This window comes from Amycolatopsis thailandensis, assembly GCF_002234405.1.
Taxonomy (GTDB): Bacteria; Actinomycetota; Actinomycetes; order Mycobacteriales; family Pseudonocardiaceae; genus Amycolatopsis; species Amycolatopsis thailandensis.
Genome location: NZ_NMQT01000111.1, coordinates 1 through 760, shown reverse-complemented (window position 1 = coordinate 760; position 760 = coordinate 1). Strand labels below are relative to the sequence as shown.

Sequence of the window (760 nt, the reverse complement as noted above, 5' to 3'; positions counted from 1 at the left end):
GCGCTGTTCTCTTCGACGTACGCGTGCGAGAGATCGGTCGTGTAGATCGTCGACTCCCCTTCGCCCAGGCCCAGGTCGACGACGATCTTGATGTCCCGGCCCGAGAGGTCCGCTTCGGAACGGTCCGCCGCGGGAGTGCCCTTGGCGAACAGGGTGACGCCGTTGATCGCGATGGCGACCTTCTCCGGGTCGATCTCCGCGGGCACCCGGCCCAGCGCCATCGCGATGCGGCCCCAGTTCGGGTCCGAACCGAACAGCGCGGTCTTGACCAGGTTGTCCTCGGCGATCGTCCGGCCGACGGCGATCGCGTCCGCCTCGCTCGCCGCGCCGGTGACCGTGACGTCGACGTACTTGGTCGCGCCTTCGGAGTCCGCGCGCAGTTGCAGCACGAGGTCGAGGCTGACCGCGGTGAGCAGTTCGGCCAGCTCGGCCTCGGTCGGTTCGACGCCGCTGGCGCCGGACGCGAGGACGAGCACGGTGTCGTTGGTGGAGGTGCCGCCGTCGACGTCGAGCCGGTCGAAGGTGACACCGGTGGCGGCGCGCAGGGCCCTGTCGAGGACTTCGGGCGTGACGACGGCGTCGGTGGTGAGGACGGAGAGCATCGTCGCGAGGTTCGGGGCGAGCATGCCCGCGCCCTTGGCGAACCCGCCGACGCTCCAGCCGCTGTCGTGCGTCGCGGCCGCCTGCTTCGGCTTGCTGTCGGTGGTCATGACCGCGGTGGCGGCGGAGAGGTCGGCTTCGGCGCCGACGCCGAGCCGGC

At 71.2% G+C, this 760-nt stretch carries 1 protein-coding gene; it reads right to left on the bottom strand.

All coding sequences use genetic code 11. From position 1 onward, the window contains the following. On the bottom strand, nucleotides 1-760 hold a 760-nt coding region (locus CFP71_RS30050; protein WP_093937334.1), incomplete at both ends, for a bifunctional ornithine acetyltransferase/N-acetylglutamate synthase.